Source organism: Paenibacillus sp. 1_12 (genome assembly GCF_900114475.1).
Classification (GTDB): Bacteria; Bacillota; Bacilli; order Paenibacillales; family NBRC-103111; genus Paenibacillus_S.
On sequence record NZ_FOTE01000038.1, the window covers coordinates 18,943 to 26,197 of the forward strand.

A 7,255-nucleotide genomic window follows, 5' to 3' on the forward strand; every position below is an offset into this window, starting at 1 on the left:
CAAGGCGCTCAGGGAGCACAAGGACCGCAAGGAACTCAAGGACCGCAAGGAACTCAAGGACCGCAAGGCGCTACAGGGGCACAAGGCGCTCAAGGGGCTCAAGGGGCAGCTGGATCCGGAGGATTAATTCCATTTTCAACGGGTATCATCATCAGCGGTGCTACAGTAGTATCAGCTGCTCCAATTTTAATGGGATTTGGTAATCACACTGTTGAAGTTATTGACGGTTCTGGAGAATCAACTATGCCACCCGAAGCTGGTGGTTTTGCTTTCCCAATTCCCTTTGCAGGTACTGTTCAAAATTTACAGATAAGTGCTGATTTATTGGTTGCTTCTGTCGTTTCTATAAATACTCTCGGTCTTCAATACGATTTTACAGTATTCCTCGCACCATCAGTTCCTAATAATGGGATTGATCATATTTCTTCACCTTACGTTACAACGCCGCTGACTAGTTCGGTTAGATTCGGATTTCCGAATAATATCATTACAGCTGGTACTTTCCGTACCGCAACGAATATAAATGTTGGGGGATCATTAATAGTTGCTGCGGGTGATCGTATTGGTATTCGCGTAAGGACGCTTATGTCGACGGATCCCTCAGCAGCTGATATCACTCAACTATCATTTAGCGCCAGTCTATCTTATACTCCTTCTTAATAAGCCTTCAGCATTGTAATACACCAATAAAACAGCTTTCTAATACCATATTAAAAAACTAATAAAAACTCTCTTTCCCATTCCGCCGTCCAAGGGACTAAGAATACTTTTTTGGAAGAGTACTATCCATCCTTTCATTCAAAGCATCAAGCCAAATGAGTTCAGAATCTATTTCTACTCTACTCATTCCTGCATGAATGCGGAGTAAGAATTTCCCATTCTCACTTGTTTTTATTATAAATGTACATGTATCGGACAATTGGTTGAAATGTATTTCTTCCCAATCCAAATCATAGTTTTGAAGTGCCATCAAAGCCGCTTGTTTCGACTAAAACAACAATGGATAGGGTACAGAACAAACGAAGATCGATTGCTCTTTCATCCAAGGCAAAACGCGCTCCGTCCTTTGGAGGCAGAGCGCGTTTCGTTATTCTTATGATGCTTCCGTATATCGTTTGAAACTATCCAGAATCGCTTGCCAACCCGCCTGTTGGTATTCAACGGGGTTAGTGCTCTCGGCGTCAAAGATTTCAACGACCTTCGTGGCCTCGCCTTGATCGACGAACGCAATATCCACTTTCCGTCCGTCTGCCAATGTGTAGGCAATCGTCTTATGCAACTTCACTTCGTCGTAAATTCCGCTATAATCAAAACCCATGCTGCCATCCTTCGCTTCCATCCTTGTCAGGAATTCGCCACCGACCCGCAAATCGTTCTCCGCTCTTGGCGCATGCCATTCCTCGGAAGGTTGATACCACTTCGTAATGTGGTCCGGCTCGGTCCAATAGCTCCATACTTTTGCTACAGGGGCTTGAACGACGGTCTCTACGGTTACTTTCGTTGGATTGCTTGTTTCCATTGTGAAGGACACCTCTTTACGGGAATTTTGTTTCTCACTAATATAGACGAATGCCAATCTCCGAATTCATCGGTCTACTTGTTCCGGAAGTCCTAATCGGGAAAATAATTTTGCATTTATGAAATTTTGAACATGGAATATCCGATTATCTTTCACTTCAATCACGTGAATGCCCCAAGGCACCAGGACGGATGCCTCCTTATCCTGCACATACTGCGCCAGAGCGGGATAACCGCCATTCACTGTAGTTGGCAAAAATTTGGACCCCTCGCAATGCCAGCGCGTAAGTGCAAAAAACGCGGACAAATCTTCTTGCCCGCTTATCCACATGGCGAAAGGCGGCATGGACATACAACCTTCCTCATGGAACAACGACACAAGCGCTTGGATATCGAATTGCTCAAACGCTTCCACATACCGCGAGAGAAGATTCTGGTCGGGATTGACATCCATCTTACTAAATTCGTCGGAGCGAAGCCGCGTTCGGTCCATCGTCTCCCTGGCTCGTTGCAGGGCGCTGTTCGCCGCTGCCGGCGACATTCCCAACGTTTCCGCAATTTGTTTCGAAGACCATTCAAAGACATCCTTCAGAATAAGAACCGCGCGTTGACGAGGCGGCAAAGTTTGCAAGAGTGCAATAAAGCAGAGCTGAAGGGTATCCTTGCGAACGAGAACATCTTCCGGATTTTCTCCAAATTCGGGTGAGGGCCAAATCCAGGACGAGTCTGGCAGCGTTTCGTTCGGTTCGACAATCTTGATCGCCGGGTCGGACAGGTCAACGGGAAGCGTACGGCGCTTCGCTTGCCTCAGCTTGTCCAGGCATAAGTTCGACGCTATGCGGTAGATCCATGTTTTAATGGAAGAGTCCTGTCTGAATCGATCCCAGCTCTGCCATGCCCGAATACAGGTTTCCTGTACAGCATCGTCCGCATCATCAATGGATCCCAACATTCGATAACAATACGAGGTTAACCCCGGCTTGTAGCTCTCAAATAACTTCATATCAAAAGCGGCTTCGTTCATCTTCGCCTCCTTAGGTCGATCTACTTGAAACGTCCTCCTTCCATCATAATCTAATCATCCGGCAACCACAAGGCGAAACGGCTACGTCGTCCTTTGTATAGAGGATTGTCCTCATGTTCATGTCTGGTTAAGCTATTGTATCCGTTAGTTCAACGAGCAGCTATCTGACTTTTGTCGGAAGGACATCGATTTTAGGATATAGATTTTCGGAGGAAGATGGAATCCTTATACAGTTAATTTAAGAGGAATTATTTCATTTTCATGTTACTAATTAATTATAATCCATGATAGAAGCGCAGAGCCTCTTGTGTATTTATTTAGTTCAGCTTGTTTGCCCCACTATCCTCCCTGTTAATTTAACGACAAGTTATAGGTCAGTTAACTGCTTGTCGGAAATCGGACAATGTTCTTGTCACCCGACATATTTAGAGTGTTATAATGATGGAATTATTGGTCCTCTCCACATCTTATTAGCTTGTTTTTCTAAGCTACGGACCATTTTCCCGGATAACGCCCGAATACTATAAGGTTGAAAAAAGAAAATGTCGCACAGGAGCGTTATCATGCTGCAAAAAACTCATAGCGTCGCCGGATTAGTAGTCGCCGAGCTTGTACTCGTTCATCAGGATGTACCGTTCCTATCGTGGGAGGCTGCCGGCGCTCTGCTGCTTGGCTGTTTAGTCGGTACGCTGGCTGACGTCGATAAGCAAGGCTCCACTATGGCAAAGGTTCTCTATCCTATATCGGCTCTATTAAAGATTTTAAAGGTTCGCCACCGGTCAATAACCCATTCCATTCTCTTTATACTGGCTTTGATGTTTGTGACGGTTCCGTTGCCTGCATTGTTTTTCTTGACGTTTGTCGTCGCATACGTCTCGCACCCGCTCATTGATCTGCTCAATCACAGAGGCGTCGAGCTGTTCTGGCCGCTCAAGCTGCATATCCGCTTGCTCCCGAAGTTTATGGCGATCGATACAGGCTCACTTGGGGAAACCGTGGTTCGCTGGCTTCTGCTTGCCGTTAGCCTCTGGATTCCGTTTTCGACGATCATTTCTTAAGGTGAAAACTTCCAGTTATCACAACGCGGCTGCCGATCCATGTCGGCAGCCGCGTCTCAGGTTGTTTATTAAGCTATAGTGTTCCTATAGCTTAATGAATTCAGATCATTTAAGACTTATATACTTCAAGAAACGAAAAATGAACTGCACGTGGCAAGCTCCTCAGCTATAGCTCTTCTTCAGGAGGTATATGCATGAATATTTATCATCTACTCGAAATCGAGTTTGAGTATAACGGACAAAAACAGGTCATTCCCCAATCCTTCTTCAAGATGAGTGCGATATGATTAGCTTTAGCAGCTGTACAGATGGAATAGCAGGACAACCACCTCTGGAATCAACCAAAGGTAGTTTGACGATTAGTTTATTTAGATAAATGTGCGACTAATGATAACTAACAAAATGAAAAGTACAAGAATGACACCTGTAGTTGTTCCTAAACCGAAACCTCCACAACTTCCACCGATTCCACCAACTCCGAGACCCATAACTCCCCCTCCTTCCGTCTTGTATGGAATATGTTATGAATGTCAGCGGCTATGTGATTGGACGGGCCAAAAAATGTGAGTTTGATCAAGGAATTAGTAGTTCCCCATTTGATAGCTTTTCATCAGATATGATGTTGCCAACGTGTCGGCAATCGGACTATTTTCTTGACATAGTTCGGCAATCGGATCTTATTCTTGATACTGAGAAATGACTAGAAAATGATCCGTTAAATTAAAAAATCCGCTTTTTAGGCGGAAACTAATCGGACTATTTTCTTGTCACCCGACATCGTCGTCTGTACCGTTGCTGCATCCAAGAACTTCCTCGGTTCGATGTATAGACGTACTGCCGCACGAAAAGGTAAAAAGCAAGCAGCGGTAAATGTTGCTCATGTTATATTAAGGATTACGTTTTTCCTCTTAACTCGTAAAGAAATGTATGTGGATCTTGGCGAGGATTACTATGACAAGCAAGAAGCAACAGACTATTGTAAGGTATGCCGTTCTTAGACTGGAGTGCTTAGGCTACTCCGTGTCAATTACAGCTAACTCTTAATTTAAACACAACCAAATCCCCAGAGTTCAGACGCTTTAAAAAAAAGGAAGAGCAGCGTCTTCTTTAGTGCAGCCATTTTCCGATACTGCGGATTTAATTTTCATGGGAGCTTGAAGCTGCTACCGCCTCGCGCCCCTCCTCCTCCACTTTAGCATGTATCTCTTTTTTCTTGCGATAAAACAAAACCTGCGGTGATTCTAAATCACCAAGGATCGCCACTCCCAGAACACCACCGCCTCCGCAACTACCTGCCTGGAGGTCTATCTATGCTCAGTTCACTAAAGAACTTTATTTTCAATTAATGAACTTTATTTTTTTCACAAACAGATAATTTGCATATCTCCGCCCCATGCGTTACAATCTTTATATCGACAAATTTGCAGGTCTATATAAGGAGGTTTACGCGCTCATGTGCCCCCGTACCAAAGAACAAAATGAGCTCATCCGCATGCAGCGCATAGAACAGATCCTGGACGCCGCCGCGCGCGCCTACTTCCAAACGGGCGGCAGCTTTGATATTCGCGACGTCGCCCGCGAGGCCGAGCTCGGTTACGGCACGGTGTACCATTATTACCCCAACCGGCATTTATTGATAGAAGATGTGCTGGGAAGCGGCTTCGAGCGATGCGAGCAAGCCCTGGCAGAATGGGTGAACATCCGCGGCGGCAGCCCGGATGACAGGCAGCTGTTGACGTATGGCAAGGCGCTGCTCCGGCTGTGGCAGTCGGACGCCCGCGCATATCTCGTCTACAAGATGGCGTCAGAGCATTTTTCAGGCTTGCCTGAGAAGGATCGGCACGCCGCCAAGAGACGATTCATGGAACGGCTGTATGCTCCGCTCCAATCAATCACCCAACGCGAAGACGACAGCGTCGACCATATGCTTGCCGTTCTGGTCGGCTGCTGCGGGCTACACTACTATGCGGGCACTTCCGAGCTGAACGTCGATCGAATCGCCCAGCTCGCGATACAAGCCATTACGAAGGAGTACTGATACGAACATGGTCATCTTAAAAAGCAAGCACGAAATCGAGGCCATCCGCAAGGCATGCCAAGTTGTGGTCGAATGCCATCGCACAATCGCCCCGCTCATCCAACCGGGCATCACGACGAACGAGATTGAGCGCATCTTCGAGGACATTATCTTGAAGCACGGCGCCAAGCCTTACACAAAGGGTTACAAGGGCTATCAATATGCGACCTGCGCCTCCGTCAACGACGTGATCGCGCATGGCTTCCCTAGCGATAAGCCACTTGAGGAAGGCGATATCGTTACGATCGACACGGTCGCGGAGCTCGACGGCTGGCTCGGCGATTCGGCCTGGAGCTATGCGGTCGGGAAGATCTCGCCGACGGCCGAGAAGCTGATGCGCGTTACGAAGGAATGCCTTGACCTCGGCATCGCGCAGGCGCAGCCCGGCAATCGGCTCGGCGACGTGACGAGCGCGATCCAGCGGCATGCCGAATCGAACGGCTTCGGCGTCGTGCGCGACCTTCTCGCGCATGGCATCGGCCGGGACCTGCATGAGGAGCCGAACTATATGCATGTCGGCAAGCCCGGTAAAGGCCTCCGCATCAAGGAAGGCATGGTGTTCACGATCGAGCCCATGATCACCGAAGGCACCTATTACATGACAATCGATGCGGACGACTGGACCGCGCGGACGCTGGACCGCAAGCTCGCCGCCCAATACGAACATACGATCGCCATCACAGCTGAAGGTCCACAGATCCTGACCGCACAATAGAATCAAATTATGAAACACTATCTTGGTTAGGAAAACCCAGTAATGACGCGGGTTCTGGCGTTATGAGATATTAGCGGCGGCGCCTTTTGGCGTCGTTTTGCGTTTTGTGGGAGTGTAAGGGTTATATCCAAAATTCGCAGTTTTCGCGCATAAAGTAATTACCTTTAATCTTAATTGCATCGGCGCTGATGTCTTCGATAAGTCCGTCGTGTTCGATTAGTTCAAGGTTCGTTTTCATATAGACTGCGACGACTTGTTTATTTAACGCGGCGGTATGAAATTCGACGTCATGAGTAATGACCTTTGGTTTTTGATATTTACGATTCAAAAACAATCCCCATTCCCTTGAAATATGAAAAGACCGGGGCGAATGTCCCCGGCGGCTTATTACAGTATTGAAACGCGATCTTTATTTATTTTTTCCGGCTTTTCATTTGGTTACCATCCCCACCAATTCAAGATCCTCCATTCCGTTAAAATACCGTATATGAATAAAATGCTGGTTCAATAATGATTGATTACACACTCTCCAATGACACTATGAGCATGAGATACGAGGAAGCAAAAAAGGAGCTGCCCTTGTGAAGTGACCCCCAAAAGTTAGACAGTATATAGTTAGGCTACCTCTAACGCATGAGTTCGGTACTGTACCGGGCTCATGCGTTTTAGTTTTGCCTTTATTCGTTTGTGGTTGTAATAGTGGATATATTGATCAAGTTCTACTTTGAATTGTTCAATGCTATCAAATTCTTCTGTATATAGAAACTCGGATTTTAGGATCCCAAAGAAATTCTCCATAACGGCATTGTCGTAACAGTTCCCCTTACGTGACATGCTTTGTGTTATGCCTTGTTCCTTCAATG

The 7,255-nt window shown here is 46.7% G+C and carries 8 protein-coding genes and 1 pseudogene; 5 read left to right on the forward strand and 4 right to left on the reverse strand.

The window, feature by feature from the left end; genetic code table 11:
* The coding region (locus BM210_RS35235; RefSeq protein WP_218185013.1) for a hypothetical protein at nucleotides 1-660 on the forward strand (660 nt) is incomplete at its 5' end.
* A 433-nt stretch (nucleotides 661-1,093) separates the two neighbouring features.
* Here BM210_RS35235 and BM210_RS33000 read toward each other — a convergent pair.
* Together BM210_RS33000 and BM210_RS33005 are read right to left on the reverse strand one after the other, a co-directional pair.
* Nucleotides 1,094-1,519 carry an SRPBCC family protein gene (locus BM210_RS33000; protein WP_091176926.1) on the reverse strand — a complete coding sequence of 142 codons (426 nt, stop codon included), beginning with the start codon at nucleotides 1,517-1,519 and terminating at the stop codon, nucleotides 1,094-1,096.
* A gap of 66 nt (nucleotides 1,520-1,585) precedes the next feature.
* Nucleotides 1,586-2,551: pseudogene (locus BM210_RS33005) on the reverse strand (sigma-70 family RNA polymerase sigma factor); the annotation flags it as partial.
* A 554-nt stretch (nucleotides 2,552-3,105) separates the two neighbouring features.
* Here BM210_RS33005 and BM210_RS33010 point away from each other — a divergent pair.
* A complete protein-coding gene (locus tag BM210_RS33010; RefSeq protein ID WP_091176928.1) occupies nucleotides 3,106-3,600 on the forward strand; it encodes a metal-dependent hydrolase in 495 nt (164 codons plus the stop codon).
* A 368-nt stretch (nucleotides 3,601-3,968) separates the two neighbouring features.
* Here BM210_RS33010 and BM210_RS35485 read toward each other — a convergent pair whose 3' ends face one another.
* On the reverse strand, nucleotides 3,969-4,088 hold the full coding sequence (locus BM210_RS35485; RefSeq protein WP_218185014.1) for a sporulation protein YjcZ: 120 nt from the start codon (nucleotides 4,086-4,088) through the stop codon (nucleotides 3,969-3,971).
* A 276-nt stretch (nucleotides 4,089-4,364) separates the two neighbouring features.
* Here BM210_RS35485 and BM210_RS34530 point away from each other — a divergent pair, with 276 nt between their 5' ends.
* The 3 genes from BM210_RS34530 (at nucleotide 4,365) to map (ending at nucleotide 6,392) form a co-directional block, all read left to right on the forward strand.
* Entirely contained in the window at nucleotides 4,365-4,598 is a 234-nt protein-coding gene (locus BM210_RS34530) for a hypothetical protein (RefSeq protein WP_143101156.1), read from the forward strand.
* A gap of 455 nt (nucleotides 4,599-5,053) precedes the next feature.
* Nucleotides 5,054-5,638 carry a TetR/AcrR family transcriptional regulator gene (locus BM210_RS33015; protein WP_091176929.1) on the forward strand — a complete coding sequence of 195 codons (585 nt, stop codon included), beginning with the start codon at nucleotides 5,054-5,056 and terminating at the stop codon, nucleotides 5,636-5,638.
* A 7-nt stretch (nucleotides 5,639-5,645) separates the two neighbouring features.
* Complete coding sequence (gene map / locus BM210_RS33020) at nucleotides 5,646-6,392, forward strand: type I methionyl aminopeptidase (protein ID WP_091176930.1); 747 nt, start codon at nucleotides 5,646-5,648, stop codon at nucleotides 6,390-6,392.
* A 615-nt stretch (nucleotides 6,393-7,007) separates the two neighbouring features.
* On the opposite strand, the gene BM210_RS33030 is transcribed toward map, so the two are convergent.
* A partial coding sequence (locus BM210_RS33030; protein ID WP_143101157.1) for an IS3 family transposase occupies nucleotides 7,008-7,255 on the reverse strand: 248 nt, incomplete at its 5' end.